The following is a 24,195-nucleotide window of genomic DNA, read 5'->3' on the forward strand; positions in this document are numbered from 1 at the left end:
TGGACACTTTCAAAACCCGCACCGTCGATCAGCTCCACGACATCGGCGACCAGCGCATCGATGGAAATCGGTGCCTTGTCGCTGCGGCCGCAGCCACGGATATCCGGGACCACAACCCGAAAGCTGGGCGAGAGTGCCGCAACCTGCGCTCCGAAAACGTTACCCGTGCCGCCGAGTCCGTGCACGAACACGACCGGCGTACCTGTTCCTACGTCATCGTATTTGAGTTTCATATGTCATTCCTGAATGTAGTGGGTTGATGAAATGAAGGTGATGTGGTGCGTCGATCGCACCGCTCTTTTATGCTGCGCTTCGTTTCCGTTTCGGTGAAATCGCAGTTACGTGTTGCTGCAGCATCGCCGGAAGCGTCATGACGCTCACGTCATCCGATGCCGCCTGCCGGTACCCAAGTGCTGCATCGATCAGATCCAGCGCATTGACGTCCTTCAGGCCGGACAGCCGTACCCGTGGCTTCGCCGGCGCATCAAGCGCAACAGCGCACGGCGTCCGGCAACTGCCGAGGCAGTGGACCAGCATCACGGTCATACCCTGGCTGGTCAGCCTTTCCTTTATTTCGTTATAGAGAGCCAGTCCCTGCTCACCGCTGTGCGGCCTGTCCCTCGGGCAGGTACGGCAGATTGCGACGGTACTCGATTGGTCGCACCCGTTCATATCCGGGTTGACGGCATCGAGTGGTACTAGGCTCTCGTGCACGGTAAGCGCCACGCTGTCTCCTGACTTCATCTATTTCGAGGAAAGAACTACCCCTCTTTTTCTGAACCTTGTTCGGACAACCAGAAACTGCAAATTCTGTGGATGAATTCTAGGTGTGTGTTCAATCGCACGCTTATCGGATCGTCTAGTCGCGTATCCGCGCCGAGGTTGACTTGACGTTGATTTCACCAGTGTTGAAGGTCGCGGTGCCGCCCGGGCACTTCGGTCCGACGATTGCCCCGACGGCATTGCGTGACGCTGGCCGGGTGCGGAACGAATTGTTTAGGGCCGACTATAGAGCGCAGCATTCAACGCTTTCAGCTGCCCATCGTTCTGGGCCTGAATCAATTGTTCACGCACTTCCTGACGGGTTAGCCCCCTATTCGGACTACCGTAAGCGGTTGCCCCGGCCTCTGTACCGCCTTGATCCAAGCTGGCCGGTGACTGGGTGGGCGTGTTCTGATTCTGAGCGGAACCGGACACCGAATCCGCATGAGCGGCAGCTCCGACTATCAGAAGAGAGGCAAGGCCAAGAGCCGAAAGAATAGTTTTCACACCAATACTCCTGCGCGGAAAAGGCTAAAAATTAAGTGGAATGGATCAGATAGCTTTCGCAAGCGAATCCTGTGAATCTATTCTAGGTCTGGGTACGACTTCGGGCTTATCGCAGTGTCCTGACAATTATCAAAGAGTCCATGTTTACGAGAGCCAGGGTGAGCGCTCTGGGTGCACAGCAATACAACTGGATACCGACCGTTCCGAAATTGATCCTGGGACACGAGCCTTACTCTTGCTCTGCAGCAGATTTCGTTCGGTTGCGCATTAATGCGACGCTCCTTTCGCCTACGGCATCCGCGTGGTTACCCCAACTGCCACGGATGTAAGTCAACACCTCCGCAATGTCATGATCGCTCATGACTGCGCCAAAGGACGGCATCGGGTACGCCGCCGGGACACCCTGGATCACCACCCTGCCCGTCCCGTTCAGTGAGACGTTGATCAATGACGACGCATCGGTTTCGAGCAGATTCGGGTTGCGCTGAAGAGGCGCAATCAGTGGCGCCACTCCCTTCCCGTCGGCGCCATGGCATTGCAGACAATAGATCGCATACAAGCCCTTCCCGCTTTGTACCGGTGTTCTATCAGAAGTGGGGGATGCGAACGCAGATTGTGAAATGTATACGGCCCTCCCTTCCGCCGAATCACGAGCTGGGGGCAATGACTTCAGGTAATGCGCCATCGCAGCCACATCGGCATCAGTCATACCCTGCGTACTTTGATTGATGACTTCAACCATTGAGCCAAAGCTGGTGGCGTGCCGGTTTGATCCTCTCTTAAGAAATTCCGAAACTTCCTCCTCGGTCCATTGTCCTAGTCCCGTATTCGAGTCTCCGGTCAGATCGGATGCGTACCAGTTGTCGATTAACGCACCGCCGAGAAATCCCGCCCGCGAGCCGTCAAGTGCAAGCTCCTGATGAGCCACACCGCGCGCGGTGTGGCATGCTCCGCAATGCCCCAGACCTTGGACTAGATAAGCTCCGCGATTCCACCGCGCATCCCGACCCGACACAGGCTCATAGACCTTTGAGTCCAGAAAGATTGCGTTCCAGATCTTTATCGGCCAGCGAATGGCGAGCAGCGGACTGATGTCCGGTTGCCGATTGTTCTTCTGTGCCGGACGCACCCCATGCATGAAATATACATATAGTGCATGCACATCCGCGTCGTTCACCTTCGCAAAGGATGTGTACGGCATCGCCGGATAGAGGTTGTGGCCATCCTTCGCCACACCTTCACGGAGTGCTCGGGAGAAGTCTTGTTCGGTATACTTGCCGATACCGGTCACCGGATCTGGCGTGATGTTCGTGGAGAAAATCCTGCCTATCGGCAAAGCCATCGGTAAGCCACCTGCCAGCGGAGCACCGCCGGGCGCGGTATGACAGGCTGCGCAGTTTCCGACCCGGGAAAGATATTCTCCTCGTTCGACCAGTTGATAATTGGGATCCTGACTTTGAGCGCTTGCAGTGAATGCGAGGAGTGAAAGTATTGACGCGCAAACGCCACGGAACGTAGAAACATTCATTACCGATTGTCCTCAAGCGAAGTTGCCGTCGGCCAGCTGGTTTCCTACTGACAAGTGACGCAGGCGCTTGCCGGTCGCTGAAAAGATGGCGTTTATAAGGGCTGGCGCCAGAACCGCACACCCTGCTTCACCTATTCCGCCCGGCGATTCGTTGCTCTGCACTACGTGAACTTCGATGCGAGGTGTTTCATGGATACGCAAGATGCGATAGTCATTGAAGTTGCCTTGCACGACTCGACCTCGATCGATTGTGATGCCTCCATATAGCGCTGCAGTGATGGCGAAAATCACGCCTCCCCGAATCTGCGCGTCGACTGTATCCGGATTGATTACATGCCCGCAATCTACAGCGATCACTACCCGCCGCACGTGGACTTCGCTATTCCGAACGTCTGCTTCGACGACCGCAGACAGAAAGCTGCCAAACGCATGCATCACTGCCACCCCACGTCCGGCGCCGGCATCAAGGGGTTGGTCCCATCCCGCCTCACGAGCGACGACATCGAGAACATGAAGCGCACGCGGTGTAGGCGACAGCAGCGCCCGACGATAAGCGACGGGATCGGTCTTTGCCCGCGCTGCCAGTTCGTCGATAAAACTTTCAACGACAAAGGTTCCTCGTACCGGTCCTACGCCACGCCAGAAGCCGGTGACGATTCCACGCGGCTCCTGTCTGACATACTCGATCCTTTGATTGGGTATCGCATAAGGCAGATCGGAAGCGACGGCAACGGCGTCCCGGTCAAGACCGCCTTTGAAGTACGTCGGCTGAAAACGCGCAAGTACAGATGAGCCGGCCACAGTGTGCCGCCAGCCTACGGGCCAACCGTGTTCGTCGAGACTAGCCGCGATCTTGTCGTGGTACATGGGCCGAAGCGTACATTGACGAATGTCTTCCTCCCGCATCCACGTAAGCTTGAGCGGTGCATTCACATGCTTCCCGATCTGCAAAGCCTGGATGACAATGTCCACTTCGCTGCGCCGGCCAAAGCCCCCACCAAGGAGCCGGTTATGGAGGACGATTCGCTCCCGCGGCAAGCCCGTATAATTCACGCCGGCGTCCACTGCCCAAACCGGCACTTGCGTTCCGGTCCATATGTCACAGCCGTCCGGCCTGACATGAACTGTGCAGTTTAGTGGCTCCATGGGAGCATGTGCGAGGAACGGCTGACCGTACTCGGCCTCATAATGCAGGGTGTGTTTGGCGAACGCTTCCTCCACGTCACCGACCTGCCGCGACACGACCCCGCTTCTCAATGCCGCCGTTTGCAGATCCCGCTGCAGTATCTGTGTATCGAGCGACGCGTTCGGGCCGTCATCCCATTCGATCACCAAGGCTTCGAGACCTCGCTTTGCTGCCCAGGTATGATCGCCGACGACCGCGACAGTGCGTTCGAGCGTAACGACCTGGCGTACACCCGGGATTTTTCGGGCAAACCGGTCATCAACCGCTTTGACCTTACCTCCGGCCACCGGACTTGTAATAGAAACCGCGTAAAGCATCCCCGGAACCCGGACGTCGATACCAAATACCGCGCTTCCATTAACTTTCTCTGGGGAGTCAAGGCGTTTCACTGGCCTGCCAATAAGGCGGAACCGCCGCGGATCCTTCAGCGTAACGGTCTTGGCGAGGTCTTTCGGGATCGGCAAACTCATAGCCATCTCAACCAGTTGCCGGTACTCCAGCGTGCGGCCGGTCGGTCCATGAATGACCCGCGCATTCTCAGCATGACAGCTCTCAGGGGGCACCTTCCACTGACTGGCCGCTGCCTGAATTAACAAAACTCGTGCGGCGGCCCCCGCGCGTCGCAGGGGTTCCCACGCATAGCGTATTGAATTCGATCCCCCCGTAATCTGCGCACCTAGCAGCGGATCGGTATAAAGCTCGGAAACCGGAGGCGAGGTCTCGATTTCGACATTGTCGAGAGATACTTCGAGTTCCTCAGCAATCAGCATCGGAATTGATGTATAAACACCTTGCCCCATTTCCACCTTAGGCATGACCAGCCTGATACGTCCATCCCGTGCAATACGGACAAACACATTCGGGACGAAATCGCTCTGCGTATCAGTGAGATCGGAAGAATCAACTAGCGGATTGCCCGCTCTCAATACTGGAGCCGCAATTACCGGCAAACTAACGCCAAACAGGAGCATTCCGCCTACGGTTAAACCAACACCGCCGCCAATCCTCAGAAACGCACGCCGGCTGTACTCGACCCCGTTCTCGTCGATCACGCCGCCTCCGCTGCCAGGTGAATGGCTGCTCGAATCCGCTCGTATGTCCCACAACGACAGATGTTTCCTGCCATTGCAACATCAATGTCCGCGTCCGTCGGTTTCGGGGTGCGGCCAAGCAGTGCGGCCGCTGACATGACCTGTCCCGACTGGCAATAACCGCATTGCACTACATCAATGTCAAGCCATGCCTGTTGCACCCGCTTCCCGACAGGCGAGTTGGCCACGGCTTCGATGGTGGTGACCTTGCGGTTTGCCAGAGTGGCCACCGGGGTCACACAAGCGCGGCCAACGTCGCCGTCCAGATAAACCGTACACGCGCCGCACTGGGCAATGCCACAACCGAACTTGGTTCCGGTGAGACCAATCACGTCTCTCAGCACCCAAAGCAGCGGCATATCACCTGGAACATCCAGCTCGTAGCCCGTACCATTGACATGCAGGAACACCATTGCTTCTCCAAAGTTTGTTCAAACGAAAGCGGGAGCCACAGGATGGGAACCAAGAGCCAGCCTGCTTACGGATTTGCGTCAGCGATGGGCTGGATGGAAGTGCACAACTTCAGCGGTCATTGCGGAGCTGATGCGCCGGTTGCCGTACTAACGGTTTTCAGCGGCGTTGACCCGGTGTGCTCCGCAGTGGATGAAGCATCCTCCGGGAAAGCCGTTTCCCAACCACCACCGAGGGCCTTGTACAGGGTCACAAGATTGACTGCAGCGTCCGCCTGACTCTGCGCCAGCTCGCTTTGAGCGGCCAGCAGGTCTTTCTGTACGGCGAGCACGTTGAGGAAATCAATGGCACCCTCACGATACCGTTGCTGCGCGACCGAAAGCCCGAGCTGGTCCTGCTGCACCACCTCCTTCAAATTATCACGGCGGCGCTGCTCGGCATCGTAGGCGGACAATGCGTCATCCACTTCATGCCACGCCTGCAAGACCGTACGCTGGAAGCCGATCGCTGCTTCCTGTTGCTGGGCCTTGCGCAACTGGAGCGTGCCCCTGAGTCTTCCGCCCTGGAAAATGGGCATCGAAATGGAAGGACCAAAGACGAACTGATGCGAAGCCCAGTCACCCAGACTCGAAAGCTGAAGCGACTGCGAACCAAGGCTACCCGTGAGCGAGATCTGCGGATAGAAGTCAGCCTGGGCAACGCCAATCTCGGCAGTTGCAGCATGCAACTGTGCTTCCGCACGCCGGATGTCGGGGCGGCGTCGTACCAGTTCCGACGGAAAGCCGATCGGCGCACGAGCCGGGAGCGATGGAATGTCGCGCGGGGCTCCCAACATCTGTGCGAGTGCACCGGGTTGTTCGCCGAGCAGGAAGCTGAGTGCGTTGATAAGTGCGTCGCGGCGCGCCTGCAGCGGCGGCAGCCGCGCTTCGATCGACGCAACCTGCGCCGATGCGTTGGCAACATCGAGGGGGGTCGTAGCGCCCTCGGTCATGCGCAATCGTGTCAGCTTGACGGTAGAGTTGGCGAGCGCGAGATTCTGGTTCGTGATGTCAAGCAGGGTCTGTGTAGCTCGTAACTCGATATAGTCACGGGCAAGTTCGGCTTGCGCGGAGAGCAGGACAGCGCGGCGTTCCTCAGCCGAGGCCTGCACTGCCGCGTTGGCTGCTTCCACGCCGCGCCGCGCATGGCCCCACAGGTCCAGCTCGTAAGACGCATCGAAGCCGTACTGCCATAGGTTGTAGGGCGGCGATCCGCTCGAGCCAGGTAAGCTGGAAACACCGAATGCGGTTTCTCCATTCGCGGATTCGGGCTGCACTCCTGCGGGAGTGGTGCCCAGCAGCGAAAAGATGCCATTCGGGCTCGCCCGCTCCCGGTCGTAAGACGCAGCACCGCTTAACGTCGGATACAGTTCCGCGCCTGCAATGCGTAACCCGGCGCGGCTCTCCAGCAGGCGAACCGAGGCGGCCTTGACGTCGAGATTGTCGGTCGCGAGCCGCGACTCCAATGCCACCAGGTCCGAGTCTCCCAGCAGGGACCACCACTCGGGCGCGAGCGTGGCCTCGACGGGTCGGCTCGGCGCCTCAGCCTGGTTGGCACGGGTGAAATCATTGGGTGCTGAAACATTGGGCCGCTGAAAATTCGGTCCGAGCGTGCAACCCGCAAGCATGGCACCTGACAGCAGAGCTAGCAGAACGGGCCGAATGGACAAGGAGTGTGCCATCAGTTTGTCCCCGCCTCTTTAACTGATGTGTCACTTGCTGCGACATCGACCGTCGGCTCGACCGAAAGGCCCACGCGCAACCGGGCTACGCCCGGCTGACCCGGATCGAGGATGATCTTCACCGGCATGCGTTGCACGATTTTGGTGAAGTTGCCCGTTGCGTTGTCTGGCGCGACCGGCGCGAACGCGATACCCGTCGCCGGCGCAACGCTGTCGACATGGCCGGTCAAGACAAGACCCGGAAAGCTGTCCACTGTGATGCGAGCCGGCTGATGCGGGTGCATATGGTCAAGCTGGTTTTCCTGAAAGTTGGCGACGACATAAGCCTGTGACAGCGGTACCACGGCCAGCAACGGCGTACCCGCAGCAACGATTGCGCCAACTCGGATCGAGCGCTGGCCGACCATACCGTCTATCGGTGCGCGGATTTCCGTATAGGAAAGGTTAAGCTTCGCCTGATCGAGCGCGGCCTGGGCGCGCGCCAACTCGCCGAGCGCTCTGGTGCGCCCCGCACGCAGAATATCAAGATCCTGCTGGGCAGCTTGCAGCGCAGCACTGTCGCGATCGTGGTCAGCCTGTTGCTGATCGAGCGTGGTCACGGCGTGCTGCTGCTCCTCCATCGTGCCGGCGCCGCCAGCGGAAAGATTGCGATAGCGCGTGGCGTTGGCGCGCGCGAAGTCAATGGCGGCTTCGTCGGAGTGCAAGGTCGCTTGCGCCTGTGCGACGACTGCGGGATGCTGCGCAATCTTCGCGTCAAAATCACCCACGGTGGCCGCGGCTACATTCAGGTCACCCTGCGCACTGGCAAGGGCGGCGCGATAGTCGCGGTCATCGATACGCGCCAGAAGCTGGCCCGCTTTCACCACCTGGTTGTCGTCGACCAGAACCTCGGCAATCTGGCCAGCAACACGCGGTGCAACAAGCGTGTAATCGGCGGTGACATAGGCGTCGTTTGTCGACTCAGCGACGGGTTGTTGGGAGAGCAGCTTTGTGCCGCCCCAGCCGCAGCCGGCTAATAGGAGGGCCAAGGCCCCAAGCAGGACGGGCTTTCTGGATGGTCGGGTAGATTGTGACATTTTCGATGTGTTCAGCGAGAAGTTGTCTGGGTGGGCGCGCGGGGCGGACGGACACGCACAGGCACGATGGGAATGAGCAGAACAAGGGCGGCGGCAAAGACCGCCATGACGAGATAGAGGTCCGCCGACATTAGTACGATCGCCTGCTCATGGATCCTGCTGGCCAGTTGCGTAAACGTCCCCGCGTGATCAGCGGCCTGTCCGGCGATCAAAGGTGCGCCGCCCAACTGGTCGACGAGCATCGTGGAATGGTAGTGTTCACGCGCGGTGCCCAGCCCTTCCACCAGCCCGATGCCGATCGCCCCGGCAAAGCCCTTCACCATGTTGAACATGGCCGACGCAAACGGGCCCTCGGTTGGCGGCAGTCCGGTAGTCGTTTGCAGTAGCAGCGGAATCACGGCCATCGGTTCGCCGACCGTTAGAAGCGCCTGGAGCAGGTAGAAGTTCTCGCGCACCCAGTCTGACGTCATGAAGGTGCCGAGGGCACAAGAGAGCGCGATCAGGGTCAGTCCAATCCCCAGCACCCAGCGGCAATCAACACGTTCGATGTTGAGGATCGCCGCCGTGAGCGGTAGCGCGACAAGCTGCGGCAGGGCGACGACCAGCGCCAGTGGTGCAATCTGCAGCGGCCGATACCCACGCACCTCGGTGAGATAGTCGGCTGGAATGACAGACACCGCCAACAGGATCACCAATACGCCAGCAAGCGTAATCAGCGAATGGGTGAAATTGCGTCGAGCCAACAACCGCAACTGGAAAAAAGGCAGCGGGTGCGACCACTCGTTCAACAGGAACATACAGAACAGCAGCCCCCCTCCAACGAGCAACAGGCAGATCAGCGGCGAATTGAACCAATCCAGCCGGTCGCCCTGGTTAAGCCCGATCACCATCATCGAGATGGCAGGAAAACCGGTGAGCAAGCCGACCCAGTTGAATGTGCGAAAGCGTTCCAGCCTCAGCGGATCCTGCGGCAGACCATAGGCGATCGCCGCGCTGCTCATGAGGCCCAGCGGCACTACCTGCCAGAACACCATGTGCCAGCCGACGTATTCGGTCCACAAGGCGGCTAACGGCGTACCCAGGTTGGGTCCGAACGTCGCGGTGAGCGCATAGCTGGCAAGCCCATAAAGTCTGACGTTGGGCGGCAGGTACCGAAGCGCCGCCGTCATCAGCATGGGCGGCAGGCATCCACCGGCAAGCCCCTGCAGCGCCCTCAGGACCGCGAGCGTTCCAACATTGGTGGCGAACGGGCAAAGAAAGCCCAACAATGCGAAAGCGAGGACCGCGCCGATGGTGAAACGTCGCAGCGAGAAGGTCACTGAGCACCAGGGCGCGAAGGCCATGGCGGTGACGTTGGTGGCCTCAAAGAGCGCGGTCAGCCAGGTTCCCTCGTCGTGACCAATCGACAGCGCGCCACGCACGTCGATCATTGCCACGTCGGTGACGTGTTCGTTCAACCCCGCGGTAAACGAAGCGAGCAGTACGCCCACCAGTCCGATCGCAAGCCGTAGTCCGAAAGCGGGTGGCGTGGGCGCAGCGGGGGCCGGTGGCGCAGCGGGTAGCGCAGGCGCGGCAGCAGCCACCGGCATCTGCGGGCTTGGCACGGGGGGCGCCAGAAGTTCGACAGTTGTCATACTGATGAATCCGCAAACGCACACGCAAGCGTGAAAGGCACGCTTAGGCGAGCAGTTGTAGGGCGGATCGCTGTCATAGCTGCAGCGGCGCAGCAGACCCATCGGGACCGCGACCTACGCGTGGTGAGAAAATATGTACAGAAACTCGGCATGGTTTACACCCGGTGTGTTTGGAACAGTTTGTGTACTCTAGCAATTCCTGATTTGACCGTACCGTCAAGGGATGCCAACCATCGTCGCGATACGGACAACTGCTCTGAAAGAGATTTTCCCGCTTCAGCCGGGTACTTCACCAGCAACAACCCGCATCGGCCTGCGATGAGGTGGCCAGCCTGTTAATGCGCTGCCGTCGGAACATAAACGCCCTAAGACATCGGCGTGCCTGCCTGCATGCACCCCTTCGAGGTATCGGGAACAGAAGCAAAAATTCAATGTCGCTTCGTCTTGCCGGCCACCTTTCGGCCAACCTCAATTCATTCATTTCCGCCCGCTCAAATAAGCGGTTGGTGCGATCCCGAGCGTGCGCCGGAACATCGCGGTGAAGGCGCTCGGACTGTCATAGCCATGCTCCATCGCGACCTGCAACACCGAGGCGCCCGCAGCGAGACATGGCAGGCTTAGCAACAGCCGCATGCGGCGCAGCCACTGCCCGAAGCTCATCCCAAGTTCGCGATGGAACATTCGGGCGAGGGTTCGCTCGCTGACGTTGATTCCGGCGGCCAGATCTGCGAGTATCACGGGTCCGGAAGGGCTTGCGATCAGTTGCTCGCACAAGCACATGAGTCGCGGGTCTCGAGGCATGGGCACGTGCAATTGCAGCCGAGGCGCTGCTTCGAGCTCATCGAGAATCAGCTCCATGACCCGGTGATCCCTACCCCCAAGCTCGTAGTCCAGCGGTACGCGCGTCGCGGCGACGATTGCCTCGCGTAGGAACGGGGACACTTCGATGACCTCGCACGCATCTGGAAGACCGGGACGGGCATCAGGGGCGACAAAAACCGTGCGCATGCTGACGTCGCCAAAAAAGCGCACGGCATGGTCCGATCCAGTCGGCATCCACACGGCACGTCCCGCGGGTACGACCCAACTCCCGTGCTCGCTTATGACCGTCATGACACCACTCAGCGCATGAATCAGTTGCGCACGTAGGTGGCGGTGCGGCGGAAAATAATAGCCGTGCAGATAGTCGCTTGCCAGGGCCGCAATTTCTCGGGGAGATTGTTGGCAATCCTCAATGGTTCGAAAGATTTCCATAGTGCGAAAAGTGTAGCTGTTCCTAAGCAGGTCGCCGGAATCGAAAATTTCACGCATCAACTGCAACGACGCACGGCGTCCGGCAACTGCCGAGGCAGTGGACCGGCATCACGGTCGTCTCCTGCGTGGCCAGCTCTTCCTTTACGCTTTGATAGAGAGCATGTCCGAATCCTGTGAATGCATTCTAGGTCTGGGGGCGATTTCAGGCTTATCGCAGCGTCCTATCGGTTATCAAACAGTCGAGCCCGTGAGCGGGCCTTATCCGGAATTCGTGGTTTTTTCGCACGCTCCCGTGACTCTGCCAGCACTCGCTTATCAGACAGTCCACTTTTTCAGGATCCACGCGTGCTAGCCTGTAAAAACTAAAGGCCGCCCAGCGACTGCGACTGGACGGCCACTTTGAACATCTCGGGTGACATGTTTGCTGGACGTCAGGAATTCGCCCGGCGGCTTTCCTACACGGAGATGGAGATCAAAGCCTCGAGGCGAAACACGACAGCGTGTTTCTCGCGCCGGCCATTGGCGTAATTACGCAACCGCCTACGAGGCAGAACAGCGGGGCATCACCAGAGAGTTTGTTGAAAGAAGCGAGCGCTTCACCAGTTCACCTGTCGGCTCAAACCCCGGGGCCGGTTACTACGAGCTTACCGAACGAGCCTCGCTCCAAGTGGTCCAGCGCGGCTGGGAGCTGGTCGAACCGATACGTTTTCTCGATCACAGGTTTCAGTTCTTGCCAATCAACCGCGCGCACCAGGTCTTCTAGTGCACGGCGCGGCCCGACTCCAATGCCCTGCACCGTGGCGCGCGCCTGCAGCAGCGGGAAAACGGAGGTCCGCAGCTCGTCTCCCTGCAGAATGCCGATAACCGATATACGGCCAGCTTGTGTCAATGACAGCATCGACTGGCCGAAGTTATCTCCACCGGCCAACTCCACAACGTGGTCTGCCCCGCGTCCTCCAGTGATCTCACGCACCGTTGCGGCCCAGTTCGGCGTCCGCTTGCGATTGATGCCATAGGCGGCGCCCAGATGCCTGACGCGTTCCAACTTGTCGTCGTCGCCGGAAATCACGATGACGCGTGCCCCCTGTGCTGCCGCAATCTGCACTGCGAACAGGGCGACGCCACCGGTTCCGATCACAACCACGGTGTCGCCTGGACGAGTCGATGCACTCTCGGTCAGCGAAAACCAGGCGGTCAGGCCGGCGCAGGTTAATGTGCTAGCCTGAGCCGGGTCCAGCGAACGCGGAGCAAGCACAAGCGAGTCCTCGTTGAGCACGACATACTCGGACAACATGCCTGGCCCTGGCGCGCCGAACATCACGCTGGTTTGTGGCTGGACGCCATCGACCCAGCCGGAGAAGAAAGTGTTGATCACCGCGTCGCCCACCGCGAAGCTGGTGACGCCCGGTCCCACCACGACAACCTCACCGCTCATGTCGGAAGCTGGCACGAAGGGCAACGGCAATGGCATGCCCATCCCATCGTGGGTGATCCGCAGATCACGGTAGTTCAATGCGATTGCCTGTACCTTCACCAGCACCTGACTAGGGCCGGGCACCGGTACAGCGACTTCGGCCAGTTGCAGATTTGTGCGACCATAAGCAGGCAATTGCCAACGTTGCATCGAGAGCGGCATGGTGTTCTTCCGTATTAACATGATGACAGCCGCAGAATAACGATTCTGTGGACTACAGAGTGCATCATATTGATCGGCAGTATGCAGATAAAATGGAACCAATAAGTGGAACCTGTTTCACATGATCGGCTGGCCGGAATTAGCGCCTTCGTGGCTGCAGTAGAAGCGGGAAGCTTCGCGCAGGCAGCGGCACGATTGAGGCTGACCCGCTCTGCGGTAGGCAAATCAATCGCCCGACTTGAGGCACGGCTGGGGTCCCGACTCTTCGTGCGAACAACGCGCAGCCAGAGCCTGACTGACGACGGCCAGGTCTTCTACGAGCGTTGTGCCCGTGCGCTGGAGGAGCTGAACGCCGCGCAGCACATCCTCGAAGCAGGGCGCGACGAGCCGGTAGGTCGGATACGGGTAAGCGCGCCGGTAGTTTTCGGTCGTTTGCACGTGACGCCCGTTTTGCTAAGTCTGGCAAAGCGCTATCCGCGACTCCAGCTTGAAGGGATCTTCACTGATCGCCTGGTCGACTTCGTCGACGACGGCATCGATCTCGCAATACGCAGCGGTCTCCTCGCCGACAGCGATGCGATTGTGGCGCGCCGGCTCGGCGAGCAGCGCATGATACTTTGTGCGTCACCGGCCTATCTCGAGAGCAACGGAACGCCACGTGACCTTGCCGATCTCACCGCGCACCGAGGCATCAACTACATGCGTGGGGGTCGGATATTCCCATGGCCACTGACGGACGCCACTGGACGTAAGGTGGAAACGGAAATTGCACACAGGATTGGATTTGATGACATCGGGGCGATAGCTGCCGCTGCTGTCGATGGCGCTGGGCTTGCACACGTCCCGTATTGGCTGGTGAACGAACATTTGCAGTCGGGGGCGCTCGTCGGCGTCCTCGGTGAAGCCTCGTCGGTAATGGTCCCGTTGCACGCTATCTGGCCCCGGACGCGCTACCTGCCGTACAAGTTGCGTGTAGTGATAGACACGCTGCTGGACGCCATTCCACCGTCCCTGCAGCCGGCAAACAAGCTTGCCGACCCGGCATACTCGCCTTGATCTGCACGCACAAGCTCAGGCATTCCTGGTACTACTGTACGTGCGGCCGCCTGACTTCACGAGCGCGAAGACCGGCAAGCGGAATGCGATGATCTCGCCAATCTCGCATCACGACGTCCCAGCTCACTGCCTTGGCACCGGGTGGCGCGAATGCCTTTTAAAAACGCTGGCTTGCCAATCCGACGTTCACCTCGTCGAGCGAGCGGGACATGTCGTGCAACACTGAGACTATGAGCAACACGGGGCTGTCTTATGTTGCGGTTACTGATCCAGTCTGAGTCGGAGCAACCGTCGAGGCGCTCGCAACCCCAGCCCAGCAAAGCGATGTCTTCAAAGAAAGCGGCACAAGAATCGATAAAGCGAACTACCGCACGGAATCTATTTCTCACGTTCAAAGGATTGTCCGTTGAGTGATCGAGTTGAAACGTCGGTCACAACTAAAGTTCGTGGCACCTGCCAGAAACGGTCACGGTCGTGGAAGCGTTGCATCCAGTGCGGATACGGCAGGGCCGGCCGCGGTACACGATCGAGCCGTTTCAAGCTGGTCTCCGCCGTACGCACGATGTGTAAGCGACCAAGTCCTACCTGACTGGGACCAGCGCCAGTGCGCAGCCGAACTTTGGTCGCGACGAGCATGCGCCGAATGTGCAGTAGTTCATAGTCCAGACCCCTACCTAACCTCAACGTGGATTGCGACGGCGGCGGGGTCGATGCCCTGCCGTCTGGTGGCGGAACGACTGACAATATCCCGAATGCGGACTAAAAGCAGTGTTCGGGCGCAGGGAATTCTCTCGACTTGACAGCCTTGATATAGGCGCCGATAGCAGCTTCGATACTCGGCATTCCATCCATAAAGTTACGCACGAAGCGAGCGGTCTTGCCGGGAAATATTCCCAACATGTCGTGCATTACAAGGACCTGACCGGAACAGTCTGGACCAGCGCCGATTCCGATGGTCGGTATTTGAAGCAGGTCAGTCAGTTCTTTGCCCACCGTCGCCGGAATCGCTTCAATGAGCATCAACGATGCGCCCGCCTCCTGGAGTGCTACTGCATCCGCTTTCAATCGTTCGACATCCTCAGCTTTCTTTGCCTGAACCTTGAACCCACCAAGACGGTGAACCGATTGCGGTGTCAACCCAAGGTGGGCACACACGGGTATGCTGCGTTCCGTTAAAAATTTCACGGTTTCGACCAACCAGGCACCACCTTCGAGTTTGATCATTTGTGCGCCCGCCTGCATCAATCTCACAGCGCCTTCAAACGCAGACTCGGGCGTCCCGTAGGTGCCGAACGGCATATCAGCGGCTACCAGCGCAGATCGATTTCCGCGGGACACACACGCCGTGTGATACGCAACATCTTCGAGGGTAACTGGCAAGGTTGTGGTTTGGCCTTGCAACACGTTGCCCAAGGAGTCGCCAATCAGCAGCATATCGATTCCACAGCGGTCCATCATCGAAGCAAAGCTTGCGTCATAGCAGGTCAGCATCGCAATCTTCTCACCGGCTAATTTCATGTCCATCAGCGCTGGTGCTGTGGTCGCCTTGCGCACGGCGCTTTTGCTCTCTTGAAGATAGCCGGTCATTTAAAAATGTTGTCGTTAAAGAAAAATTTTCAACGCCGGAATGGGACTGCCGGGCGCGACGCTGATGAGGGCCTTCGTCGACGAGAACGCCCGATCGAGGTACGTGGTCGTCCGTTAGACCAGCACGTGGCCACCATCGACAATAATGACCTGGCCCGTGCTAAAACCCTGTTGTATCAGGTAAAGATACGTTCGAGCAACGTCGCTTGCCTCTCCAACCCTTCGCACAGGCATCTTTTCGGCGATGTGATCATAAAGACCATTGCGATCAGCTTCACTCATATTGTCCCACAAGGCCGTGCGCAAGACACCGGGCGCTACGGCGTTGACACGCAGCGGCGCAAGCTCGACCGCCAGGGTGCGAGTCAGTGACTCGATCGCGCCAAGAATGCTCGACGGGATCGCCCAGGCAGGCAGCGGGCGCGACGACGCCACTCCGCTTGTGAGCGTGATAGAGCCACCCGCGCGAATCAGCGAAGCCCCGTATTTAACGGCCTTGAGCGCACCCCAATAGCGCACTTCGAAAGCCTGCTGCGCAGCCTTAATGCTGACATCGGCAAGGTTTTGCAGGAGCAGCGCTTCACCGGCCGTGTAGACAAGGTGGTCGAATGCGCCGACGCGCGTGAAAAACGCGCTCACCTGTGCCTCGTCGGTAAAGTCGAGCGCCTCTCCGCGAGCGCCTTGAGGCAGTCGGTCCACTGCAGCTGCGACGCGTTCACGGTTGCTTGATGCGATGATGACCTCGGCTCCGGCTTGCGCCGCAGCTTCGGCCACAGCAAAGCCAATTCCCGAGGTGCCGCCCGCTACGACGACCCGGCTTTTCTGGAGGGTGACGTTGGATAGTTGATTGTTTCCCATGCTCGAAGTTTCGTAAGAAAGAAAGACCACGCGACGACGTAGAGCATAAGGCAGCACGCACCGCCTTAACTGATCTCTACCCTATCGCAGCTGCGAAAGAGTGTACTTGTTTAGCGACAATCGCGTCGACCCAATCGACCGATCGCCCGCGACACCGACAATCCGATTCGACAGAAATAATTTTCCCTATGTCAACGCAAAGTGTAAATTCGGACCCGATAGCTTCACCGCATTTTCCGCCTCGTAGCTGATAGACCATCGCAGCAGTGGATCATTCACACTGGGTGGATGGAATGCGCGCAGGGGTACTGCGCGCCCAGACTACATGCTCAGGTCAAACACTTTTGGCATCCTCACTGGGCGTCCGGAATTGAAACGCAACGGGTAAAGGTACGACGCGTCCTAGTTGGACTTCGACACTGCTGACGGCCCTGATTCCGACGAACCGGACACATCGCCGCCGCCGATCCCTTCCGAACGGTGTTTCTCAGCCACCTTGGCTTCAGCAGCCTGAATTTCCGCCGGATAGGTAGTTCGACCCTGGCCTGGGCGCCAACCAGTTTGTTCGAGCTCAACCAACTCGGCGCGAACCTGCGCCCGGGTGAGCGGACCATTTGATTGGCCAAAGGAGGCAACCGGGATGGCGAATACGCCGGCAACGACAATGGCTTGCATGAGGGACTTCACGATAAATTAGCTCCGTATTTCCGGTCTTGCCACGAACACCTTTGTTCATGGACTTGCATTTATATTTTAGATATCCGAATCTTTTTTATAAACGCCACAATGCGGAAAACACTGTTACGGAGTTGCGCGCCAACGCAAGCAAACCAGCTCTTTCGTTCCAGACCTACTACGCTATGGTATCGATACAATAAGCAATACTAATTTCATGCGAATTTTTCGTTCGCAAAGTACAGCAATTTCCCAATGGCGTCGCACGCCATACCAGCACGCGGAGCTGTCGCTGCGCGCCTGTAGTCAGAAGGCGAAACGCCAGTATGCTCCTTGAAAAAGCGTGAAAAATTGCTAGCCGCAGAGAATCCCAGTTCATCGGCGACGTTTATCAAGGGTACATCTCCGATCGCCAGCTTACGAATCGCCTCTTCAAGGCGAATTGCGCTCCAGAACACCTGCGGTGTAGTGTTGAGTTGGTCGCGGAATAGCGCAAACAGTCGTGCTCTCGACAATCCTGCCTCGCTCGCAATCTCGTCGATTGTAGTGCGCACATCAACTCTTTCGCGCATAAGCACTATTGCCAACCTCAACTTGCGACTGAGCAGCGGGACGCCCGCAGTCAACGGACCCGGTGAGTGTGCAACCAGCGATGTCTGGATTGAACCACTAATGAGCTCCTCCGCTGCGACCTCAATCTTCTCTTGTAGCTCCGGATGGAACATTATCAGGTCCAAGACCTTCCAGAGACTGGCGCGCAACTCGGGACTGATGGCAATACGAGGGGAGGTAAACACGAACGGCCTACCTGTTATCGCGGCCCTTTTGTCCAACCACTCTTTATTGATATACACCGAAAGGAAAACGGCTGGCGAACTTGACGACAAAAGCTTCCCGTCGTGCTGTTCGAATGGCTTAACCGCAACCGCATGCGTTTCGCTAAAGCGGAAAACCTGCGTACCTATCCTCGCCTCAGCGTCGGCGCCGCCGAGCCACCAGACGATATGCGCTTCCGAGTGCGCGTGGGAAACCAATCCCGTGCGCAGTGGCAGCAGCGAAATGCGACCGAACGCTCCTTCGTGCATGGCAAATGTCTCGGGCATCATCGTCTCCTACAGTAGTTTCACAATTGGTTAACGCCTATCAATTCTTCACTTTTGCTTCAGTATTCCTAATTTCTACGGCAGATCGGTCCAACGTGATGTTGCCTGTTTCCATTTCAGATGAAGCGAAGTGCAGCCTGTCACTTCAGCTCTGCCGTTCATCGCCGACGTGATCGAGATGGCATCACCACCTCGAACAGTGCCAGGGGTCCGATGCGGACCATGTGCGGGCGGATGTCGCCAATCTGCACCGCACCGCTTTACGGGTAACCTCAATGCAGCGAGCGACCGGCAACTCCGCCACCTTCAGCTATGTGAGAAAAAACACTGCTTTCCGCGCCGAACAGCCAAAATCTGGCTGTTCTTGAATTTCAGCGCGAAGCGTTTAGATGTGAACGACCTCATTCCTCAGAACGCCGATACGATCGATTTCATTTTCGATGACATCGCCTGGCAAGCAATAGCGTGTCGCCGCAACCAATCCCTCCTGACCTTGCCACTTTCCGCCGAGTTCGGCGTCGGTTGACCAGGCTGTGCCTGCGGGCGTTCCGGTCAGGATGACCATACCGGGACGCAGAGTGAAGTTGATCGAGAAGAAATGAATCAGGTCTGCGCACGTCCAGATCATGTCTGAAGTCGGGCTTGATTGACGCAACTCTCCATTGATCCGGGTACGCAGCATCAGGGTCTGCGGATCGCCGATCTCATCAGCAGTGACAATGGACGGTCCTAGCGGCGAACTACTGTCGAAGGCTTTGCCACGACCTACTTCGTACCACGTGAAACCTTCAGGCGATTGGCGAACCTGCCGATCCCGGGCGGTGACGTCGTTGGCGACCGTATAGCCGAAAACGTAATCAAGCGCCTTTTCAACCGGAATGTGTCGACCCTCCCGACCGATGACAATAGCCAGTTCGGTTTCGCAATCGAGCTTCTGTGTAAGTTCGGGGTCGTAGACGATCGGCTCATCCGGTCCTACCACGCAGTCCGACGTCATCACAAAAAACTCGGGTTCTTTGCCGCTGATAGGAGCGCCCACCTTTTCGGCGTTGTGCGCGCGATAGTTGCTACCACTGCAGAGAATAGTCGAAGGCAAAATCGGCGAGGTCAATCGCACGTCACCAAGCGAATGCCTGCCCTCGCCCGAACCCACAATTGCGTTCGCCACTTCCCGGCCAGCCGCGCCGGAACGAATGAAGCTAGAGGTATCAGCCAACAGAGCGCTGTTCTCCGATCTTGCTCCAATCTTGGTCGCTAGCGGATCGACAATCTTGTCGTCGACCAGAAAACCAAGTCGACGCTGGCCGTCGACTGTGAAATTAACGATCTTCATCTTTATCCTTTGCTCTTGGGGGGTAACCGTGTTCATTGGTGATGGCGACATCTCGCCCTCGAAACCAAGGTTATACCATTAACGTCTTTGGTTCAACCAAAAATGCATCAGCATCGCACTTCCCTTCCCCACTTTCGGACCGCCAATTCCGATTTCGCACGGGAGGACGGAACGTCCCACCAGGCACCAAGGTCACTGGAAAACGGCGTCCCATCCCATAGCCGGGCACGGATCGACGTTTGCCCCAGATTCGGTTTGCCTAGGCAGAAATGTCCGCCAAGGCCGCGACTACGGGGCGCATCGAAGTGCAGTGCAGCACAGTAATTCTTTAGTTTCCATGCCTCTGGATTGAAACCAAGTAGTTGACAACGGGGTGTACCAAGGACTACATTGGTGTAACCAATGGACATTTTGGTGAAACCATTTGCCCAATTCTGATCGGGCGAGACCAGATGGATTCAAGGAGAGCGTGTGATATGGAGAAGCTTGATTTTGGCGAGGCGCACGTTCATCGACGCGTCGGTCGCTTGGCCAACGTGCCATGTTTTGCGAATACCCCTAACCCGCGAATTCTCGACGCGGCGCTCCGGACCTACCCGTTCGCGCTAGAAACTGACCTTGGAACTCCAGAAACTGGAGGGCCGCTGTGACAGCGGACCGTCCAAATGGCGGTGATTCCGCTTCTTCCGTGCACCGGGAGACAAATCTTCGTGTTCGCCTTCGCAAACGCGAGCCTTTTCTCGCGCTTTTCTCCATCATCCCGGCGGTCGAGCTCGTTGAAATCGCTGCTCAGTCCGGATTCGACGGCATCATTCTGGATACAGAACATGGCAGCTTTGGAACCGAAACGCTACCCGCTTTGATCCTCGCAGCACGGGCCTACGGCATTTTTCCTATTGTCCGCGTGCGATGCAATGATGCCTCTCTCATCGGTGCGGCGCTCGACGCAGGTGCGGCAGGCGTGCTGGTCCCCCAGATCGGGTCAATGCAAGAGGCAACACAAGCGGTACGAGCCGCCCGCTTCGCGCCGCAAGGTTCGCGTGGCGCCAACCCCTGGGTGCGAGCTGGCGGCTATGGTTGCTCTCCACGTTGGTTTGAGACGGCAAACGACGAAACCGCCGTTCTCCTGATGATTGAAGGCGCCGGGGGACTGGCAGCACTTGACAGCATCATGGGCATCGCCGATCTCGACGGCATCTTCCTGGGTCCGGTCGACCTGTCCCATGCACTGGGAGTGCCCGGACAAATCAATCATGAAACGGTGCGTGCAGCAATTACCACGACGATTAACCACGCCCTTGAGGCCAGCGTCGCGCCGGGGGTTTTCTCGCCCACGGCAACGGTGGCAAAAACCTGGCTCGATTGTGGCGCGAGGTTCGTAGCGATCGGCGTTGACACAGCACACATCGGTTTCGCCCTCAGCAACCTCGTTCAAGACGTTCGATCCACCGCTCAGGCTACCGGGCGCATCCAGAACTGATCACTAGCAAGGAGTTATACGCAATGACCAAGACGAAAGTAGCGATCATCGGGTCCGGCAACATCGGGTCCGATCTGATGATCAAGGTAATACGAAACAGTAAGTATCTGGAAATGGGTGCAATGGTTGGCGTCGATCCCAATTCAGACGGCCTCGCACGTGCATCTCGTCTGGGCGTGGCGACAACCGCCGAAGGTATTGACGGCTTGCTGGCCCTCGATGTATTCAAGGATATCGACATTGTCTTCGATGCGACTTCCGCCGGTGCACATAAACACCACAATGAAGTGCTACAGGCGCGCGGTGTGCAGGTGATTGACCTGACTCCCGCCGCTATCGGCCCATACGTCATTCCCGCCATCAATCTGGAAGAGGAAAACGCGACGAACATGAACATGGTGACATGCGGCGGGCAAGCCACCATTCCAATCGTTGCGGCTGTCTCACGCGTTGCAAAGGTTCACTACGCGGAAATCGTCGCGTCGATTGCGAGCAAGTCGGCGGGGCCGGGCACTCGTGCCAATATCGACGAATTCACTGAGACCACGCGCAGCGCGATCGAGAAGCTCGGCGGTGCAACGCGTGGGAAGGCGATCATCGTTCTCAATCCGGCCGAGCCGCCGCTCATCATGCGAGATACTGTGTTCGTCCTCTCCGAAATGGTCGATCAACAAGCCATCCAGGAGAGCATTGAGAAGATGATCGCAAAGGTGCAGAGCTACGTGCCAGGTTATCGACTTAAACAGCAGGTGCAGTTCGACGTGATTCCTGCTGATAAACCGTTGAACATTCCCGATGTCGGTCTGGTACACGGCCTGAAGACTTCGGTGTTTCTCGAAGTCGAAGGAGCAGCACATTATCTGCCTTCGTACGCCGGCAACCTCGACATCATGACCTCCGCCGCCCTCGCCTGCGGCGATCTGGTGGCACAACGTCGGCTGGCTTCAGGCATCACACGCGGCATCAAGGAGGCTGCACAATGACTCTCAACAAAAAGATCTACATTTCCGACGTGACGCTGCGCGACGGCAGCCACGCCATCCGGCATCAATATAGCGTCGCTAATGTCAGGTCAATTGCAGCCGCTCTTGATGCAGCTGGCGTCGACAGCATGGAAGTTGCGCATGGCGACGGCATTGACGGCTCAAGCTTCAACTATGGATTCGGCGCACATAGCGACGTAGAATGGATTTCGGCGGCCGCTGAGAGTGTGAAGACTGCGAAGATTGCTACGCTGCTGATTCCTGGCATTGGCACCACGCACGATCTTCGCAACGCATACGATGCGGGCGCCCGCATCGTACGGGTCGCTACGCATTGCACAGAGGCAGATGTCTCGCGCCAGCACCTTGAATTCGCGCGCGAACTAGGCATGGATCCGGTCGGCTTTCTGATGATGAGCCACATGACGACGCCTCAAAAGCTTGCCGAGCAGGCAAAGCTGATGGAAAGCTATGGCGCAACCTGCGTCTACGTCGTGGACTCGGGCGGCGCACTTGGTATGAACGATATTCGCGACCGGTTCCGTGCATTTAAGGATGTGCTCAAGCCCGAGACACAGACGGGGATGCATGCACACCACAATTTGAGCCTTGGCGTGGCGAATTCGATCGTTGCCGTAGAAGAGGGCTGCGACCGCGTCGACGCAAGTCTAGCCGGGATGGGTGCGGGGGCGGGTAACGCACCGCTCGAGGTGTTCATTGCCGCCGTGGAGCGTCAAGGCTGGAACCACGGTTGTGATCTGTACAAGCTGATGGACGCCGCCGACGATCTCGTCCGACCGTTGCAGGACCGCCCCGTGCGCGTGGACAGAGAAACGCTCGCGCTGGGTTACGCAGGCGTCTATTCGAGCTTCCTGCGCCACGCAGAGCTCGCAGCCGCCAAATACGGCCTGAAGACGGTCGACATCCTCGTCGAACTTGGCCGCCGGAAAATGGTGGGGGGACAGGAAGACATGATCGTGGATGCAGCCCTGGATCTGCTTCGACGGGATGCTCGCCCTGTCGCCCAGCACGGTTAGGATTGCTATGCCAGTGAGGGGCTCCTGGAGTGATCAATCCCGGAGCCCCTCACCAATCCACCCCATCGAAATGATGGCGCTTTCTGGCAATGCGTGTGATGGCGCGGTCGCCGATATCAACACGCTGGCACGGGCGAGGCGGCCGCGAAGATCCACGTGACGCCGCTGCCGCCGTTCAGATATCCTCAACCTCCAATTCATCAAGCGCTTTGGACATAAGACCGGCGCGTCTCCATTGGACCCATTTGATATAGCACGTCTGTAACGGCGGAAAGTTAGCCGGTAACCTGTGCCGCTTCTCGTTGCAGGCTATGACCCAAAGAATCGCCTTCAGTACGTCCCGCGGATCCCGCGCGGGGCGCTCAAACCGCTGCTGCGAGCCTTGGGAGAATAAGTGACCGACATGCTGCCAATCCCGTTCAGCACTTCGATGTCCGTTGTGCGGTCGAGTACAGGCATGGTCGGACGTTTACGCATGATCCAATTAAACCGCTTCTAGAACGTTCGTCAGTGCGCGCCCTTTCAGGGGACGCTCCAGCAGTGAGACATGCGAAACCGCAACGGGCGATCCGGTGATGGATCGCCCCGCTGTAGAGAAAAGGAATCACGAGGTTCTACGTATTCCCCTGAACCACCTTGAACACGTTAACAGTTCGCCTGCTACATGCCGGGTGTCGGGATGAGCCGCTTGTAGTAGACCCCGTCCTTCATCACGACCTTGATGTTGTCGCGGTCCTGGAGAAGCTTGATGTTCTCGACCGGATCGCCATCGACGAGCAGCAGGTCGGCGAGGTAGCCATCGCTGACGAGACCGAGGTTCGGGATATCCATGATTTCGCCACCCCATTTCGTGGCGGCCATCAGGGCATCGGCCGGCGTGAAGCCAAGAATGTTGACGAAGTGCTCAAGGTCGCGTGCGTTGGTGCCGATCGGATTCCATGCGAACCCGTAGTCGCCGCCCGGGAGAACCCGCAGGCCGCGTTTCCTGAGTTCGCCGTACACCTTCGGGCATTGCTCGATCATGGTGAAGAGCTCGCTCTTTTCGACAAACTCCCGGGTGATGCCCCACGGCTCTGCCTCGTACGCGGTTGCGTAAATCACGCCAATGGCCGGCGCGAGAAACACGCTGTCGCGCTTCGCCTCGAGCAGGTCGTACGTTTCACCCTCGATGAAATCGCAGTGATAGATAACGCGGAAGTCATACTTCAGGGCAAGCTTCACGGCCGCATCCGCACGGGCATGACACGATAGCCAGGCGCCGCGCATATGGGCCTCTTC

Annotated in this window: 21 protein-coding genes and 1 pseudogene; 4 read left to right on the forward strand and 18 right to left on the reverse strand. The window is 58.3% G+C overall.

Annotated elements, in window-relative coordinates; translation table 11 throughout:
• The 11 genes from P3T24_RS38480 to P3T24_RS38530 form a co-directional block, all read right to left on the reverse strand.
• The coding region (locus tag P3T24_RS38480; RefSeq protein WP_429308789.1) for an alpha/beta fold hydrolase at positions 1-233 on the reverse strand (233 nt) is incomplete at its 3' end.
• A 67-nt stretch (positions 234-300) separates the two neighbouring features.
• Entirely contained in the window at positions 301-744 is a 444-nt protein-coding gene (locus P3T24_RS38485) for a DUF1636 family protein (protein WP_074267573.1), read from the reverse strand.
• A gap of 252 nt (positions 745-996) precedes the next feature.
• Positions 997-1,269 carry a DUF4148 domain-containing protein gene (locus P3T24_RS38490; protein WP_074267572.1) on the reverse strand — a complete coding sequence of 91 codons (273 nt, stop codon included), beginning with the start codon at positions 1,267-1,269 and terminating at the stop codon, positions 997-999.
• 229 nt (positions 1,270-1,498) lie between these two features.
• Positions 1,499-2,797 carry a c-type cytochrome gene (locus P3T24_RS38495; protein WP_429441929.1) on the reverse strand — a complete coding sequence of 433 codons (1,299 nt, stop codon included), beginning with the start codon at positions 2,795-2,797 and terminating at the stop codon, positions 1,499-1,501.
• 12 nt (positions 2,798-2,809) lie between these two features.
• Positions 2,810-5,035 carry a xanthine dehydrogenase family protein molybdopterin-binding subunit gene (locus P3T24_RS38500; RefSeq protein ID WP_074267570.1) on the reverse strand — a complete coding sequence of 742 codons (2,226 nt, stop codon included), beginning with the start codon at positions 5,033-5,035 and terminating at the stop codon, positions 2,810-2,812.
• Entirely contained in the window at positions 5,032-5,487 is a 456-nt protein-coding gene (locus tag P3T24_RS38505; RefSeq protein ID WP_074267569.1) for a (2Fe-2S)-binding protein, read from the reverse strand. The genes P3T24_RS38500 and P3T24_RS38505 overlap by 4 nt, the downstream gene beginning before the upstream one ends.
• A 116-nt stretch (positions 5,488-5,603) precedes the next feature.
• A complete protein-coding gene (locus P3T24_RS38510) occupies positions 5,604-7,205 on the reverse strand; it encodes an efflux transporter outer membrane subunit (protein ID WP_429441931.1) in 1,602 nt (533 codons plus the stop codon).
• The gene (locus P3T24_RS38515) at positions 7,205-8,281 is read right to left on the reverse strand and encodes an HlyD family secretion protein (RefSeq protein ID WP_074267567.1); all 1,077 of its coding nucleotides are present in this window, start codon (positions 8,279-8,281) and stop codon (positions 7,205-7,207) included. Before P3T24_RS38515 ends, P3T24_RS38510 begins: the two co-directional genes overlap by 1 nt.
• A gap of 11 nt (positions 8,282-8,292) precedes the next feature.
• Positions 8,293-9,915 (reverse strand): MFS transporter, encoded by a 1,623-nt coding sequence (locus P3T24_RS38520; protein WP_074296357.1) that lies wholly within the window; start codon positions 9,913-9,915, stop codon positions 8,293-8,295.
• Between the two features lie 477 nt (positions 9,916-10,392).
• A complete protein-coding gene (locus P3T24_RS38525) occupies positions 10,393-11,226 on the reverse strand; it encodes an AraC family transcriptional regulator (protein ID WP_367117612.1) in 834 nt (277 codons plus the stop codon).
• Between the two features lie 559 nt (positions 11,227-11,785).
• Entirely contained in the window at positions 11,786-12,805 is a 1,020-nt protein-coding gene (locus P3T24_RS38530; RefSeq protein ID WP_171991643.1) for a zinc-dependent alcohol dehydrogenase family protein, read from the reverse strand.
• Positions 12,806-12,910: 105 nt separating this feature from the next.
• Between P3T24_RS38530 and P3T24_RS38535 the strand changes: the two genes are divergently transcribed.
• On the forward strand, positions 12,911-13,861 hold the full coding sequence (locus tag P3T24_RS38535; protein ID WP_074296358.1) for a LysR family transcriptional regulator: 951 nt from the start codon (positions 12,911-12,913) through the stop codon (positions 13,859-13,861).
• A gap of 759 nt (positions 13,862-14,620) precedes the next feature.
• Here the strand turns inward: P3T24_RS38535 and panB are convergent.
• The 5 genes from panB to P3T24_RS38560 form a co-directional block, all read right to left on the reverse strand.
• The gene (panB, locus tag P3T24_RS38540) at positions 14,621-15,448 is read right to left on the reverse strand and encodes a 3-methyl-2-oxobutanoate hydroxymethyltransferase (protein ID WP_074267564.1); all 828 of its coding nucleotides are present in this window, start codon (positions 15,446-15,448) and stop codon (positions 14,621-14,623) included.
• A 114-nt stretch (positions 15,449-15,562) separates the two neighbouring features.
• Positions 15,563-16,306, reverse strand: coding sequence for an SDR family oxidoreductase (locus tag P3T24_RS38545; RefSeq protein ID WP_429441934.1), 744 nt, complete (start codon positions 16,304-16,306; stop codon positions 15,563-15,565).
• A gap of 402 nt (positions 16,307-16,708) precedes the next feature.
• Positions 16,709-16,993, reverse strand: coding sequence for a DUF4148 domain-containing protein (locus P3T24_RS38550; protein WP_429441935.1), 285 nt, complete (start codon positions 16,991-16,993; stop codon positions 16,709-16,711).
• A 203-nt stretch (positions 16,994-17,196) separates the two neighbouring features.
• Positions 17,197-18,087, reverse strand: coding sequence for a helix-turn-helix domain-containing protein (locus P3T24_RS38555; protein ID WP_253190078.1), 891 nt, complete (start codon positions 18,085-18,087; stop codon positions 17,197-17,199).
• Between the two features lie 382 nt (positions 18,088-18,469).
• Positions 18,470-19,417: a fumarylacetoacetate hydrolase family protein gene (locus tag P3T24_RS38560; protein WP_074267560.1), complete on the reverse strand. Its 948-nt coding sequence runs from the start codon at positions 19,415-19,417 to the stop codon at positions 18,470-18,472.
• A gap of 646 nt (positions 19,418-20,063) precedes the next feature.
• On the opposite strand from P3T24_RS38560, the gene P3T24_RS38565 reads away from it, so the two are divergent.
• From P3T24_RS38565 to dmpG, 3 genes are read left to right on the forward strand one after another with little or no spacing between them, the layout of a single operon-like run.
• A complete protein-coding gene (locus P3T24_RS38565) occupies positions 20,064-20,897 on the forward strand; it encodes an HpcH/HpaI aldolase family protein (protein WP_083611633.1) in 834 nt (277 codons plus the stop codon).
• 23 nt (positions 20,898-20,920) lie between these two features.
• Positions 20,921-21,880, forward strand: a complete 960-nt coding sequence (locus P3T24_RS38570; protein WP_074267559.1) for an acetaldehyde dehydrogenase (acetylating) — start codon at positions 20,921-20,923, stop codon at positions 21,878-21,880.
• The gene (dmpG, locus tag P3T24_RS38575; RefSeq protein WP_074296360.1) at positions 21,877-22,917 is read left to right on the forward strand and encodes a 4-hydroxy-2-oxovalerate aldolase; all 1,041 of its coding nucleotides are present in this window, start codon (positions 21,877-21,879) and stop codon (positions 22,915-22,917) included. Before P3T24_RS38570 ends, dmpG begins: the two co-directional genes overlap by 4 nt.
• Before the next feature lie 175 nt (positions 22,918-23,092).
• Here dmpG and P3T24_RS38580 read toward each other — a convergent pair.
• Together P3T24_RS38580 and P3T24_RS38585 are read right to left on the reverse strand one after the other, a co-directional pair.
• Positions 23,093-23,323: pseudogene (locus P3T24_RS38580) on the reverse strand (transposase); the annotation flags it as partial.
• A 254-nt stretch (positions 23,324-23,577) separates the two neighbouring features.
• Positions 23,578-24,195 (reverse strand): amidohydrolase family protein (locus tag P3T24_RS38585; RefSeq protein WP_429441937.1); only part of this gene is annotated, 618 nt, incomplete at its 5' end.

The organism is Paraburkholderia sp. GAS33, assembly GCF_050436645.1.
Lineage (GTDB): Bacteria > Pseudomonadota > Gammaproteobacteria > Burkholderiales > Burkholderiaceae > Paraburkholderia > Paraburkholderia phenazinium_B.

Coding starts and splice junctions, on each gene's coding strand:
- panB (WP_074267564.1), bottom strand. CDS start 15,448: ATGACCGGCTATCTTCAAGAGAGCAAAAGCGCCGTGCGCAAGGCGACC.
- P3T24_RS38495 (WP_429441929.1), bottom strand. CDS start 2,797: ATGAATGTTTCTACGTTCCGTGGCGTTTGCGCGTCAATACTTTCACTC.
- P3T24_RS38570 (WP_074267559.1), top strand. CDS start 20,921: ATGACCAAGACGAAAGTAGCGATCATCGGGTCCGGCAACATCGGGTCC.
- P3T24_RS38515 (WP_074267567.1), bottom strand. CDS start 8,281: ATGTCACAATCTACCCGACCATCCAGAAAGCCCGTCCTGCTTGGGGCC.
- P3T24_RS38530 (WP_171991643.1), bottom strand. CDS start 12,805: ATGCCGCTCTCGATGCAACGTTGGCAATTGCCTGCTTATGGTCGCACA.
- P3T24_RS38545 (WP_429441934.1), bottom strand. CDS start 16,306: ATGGGAAACAATCAACTATCCAACGTCACCCTCCAGAAAAGCCGGGTC.
- P3T24_RS38560 (WP_074267560.1), bottom strand. CDS start 19,417: ATGAAGATCGTTAATTTCACAGTCGACGGCCAGCGTCGACTTGGTTTT.
- P3T24_RS38555 (WP_253190078.1), bottom strand. CDS start 18,087: ATGATGCCCGAGACATTTGCCATGCACGAAGGAGCGTTCGGTCGCATT.
- P3T24_RS38525 (WP_367117612.1), bottom strand. CDS start 11,226: ATGCGTGAAATTTTCGATTCCGGCGACCTGCTTAGGAACAGCTACACT.
- dmpG (WP_074296360.1), top strand. CDS start 21,877: ATGACTCTCAACAAAAAGATCTACATTTCCGACGTGACGCTGCGCGAC.
- P3T24_RS38505 (WP_074267569.1), bottom strand. CDS start 5,487: ATGGTGTTCCTGCATGTCAATGGTACGGGCTACGAGCTGGATGTTCCA.
- P3T24_RS38520 (WP_074296357.1), bottom strand. CDS start 9,915: ATGACAACTGTCGAACTTCTGGCGCCCCCCGTGCCAAGCCCGCAGATG.
- P3T24_RS38510 (WP_429441931.1), bottom strand. CDS start 7,205: ATGGCACACTCCTTGTCCATTCGGCCCGTTCTGCTAGCTCTGCTGTCA.
- P3T24_RS38485 (WP_074267573.1), bottom strand. CDS start 744: ATGAAGTCAGGAGACAGCGTGGCGCTTACCGTGCACGAGAGCCTAGTA.